This is a genomic window from Rothia sp. HMSC073B08 (genome assembly GCF_001812975.1).
Classification (GTDB): domain Bacteria; phylum Actinomycetota; class Actinomycetes; order Actinomycetales; family Micrococcaceae; genus Rothia; species Rothia mucilaginosa.
This window is the reverse complement of sequence record NZ_KV811084.1, coordinates 5713-6333: the sequence shown is the minus strand read 5'-3', so window position 1 is coordinate 6333 and position 621 is coordinate 5713. Positions and strand designations below refer to the sequence as shown.

General features: G+C 54.9%; 1 pseudogene. It reads left to right on the top strand.

The features are described from left to right. Positions 1–410 (top strand): annotated as a pseudogene (locus HMPREF2884_RS07085) (siroheme synthase); the annotation flags it as partial. Positions 411–621 lie beyond the last annotated feature (211 nt).

Sequence of the window (621 nt, the reverse complement as noted above, 5' to 3'; positions counted from 1 at the left end):
GGGCTCGTCAGAAGGGTATTACCTTCGGCTGGATTGATGGTAAGTTCCACCCGGAGGTGAAGCTTTCGGCCCCGTCGACGGTGGCTTTCCTGTACAGGTATCAGAAGGCGATGGGTCAGGTCACGCCGAAGGCGCCGGCCTCTTCTTCGTTGCCGCGTAGCTCGTCTGTGCCGGGTAACTTGTCGCTACCGGAGAGCGATAGTGGCTGGCGGCATAAGGCTCTTAAGGGTACCGCTTTCTGGAGTGAGGTTCAGTGGGCTGTTGATCACCGCGTGTGGGGTTACGCCGTGTGGGATTACGGCGTTGACAAGGAACACGTTTATGAGGGCTTTGATTATTCTTACGTTTCCGCTGGTGATTTGGCGTTGATGCTCTACCGCTTGGAGCACGGCGGTAGCCACCTCATGTAGAGCCCGGTCGTGGTGAGGGGTAACCGGTGGGCTGGGATGCTCGACGTAGTTCGACTTTTCAGCCCGCCGGTACCGCCCCTCCTATTCGTTTCTCCAGAACGCTTCTTCTCCCCTGTTGAGGGTTTTCTTTTCACGCTTTATCCGCTCAACTTTTTCACTCACTTCATCTACTCACTCGTTTCAATCACCGTATAAATTTTGTAGATGGGAT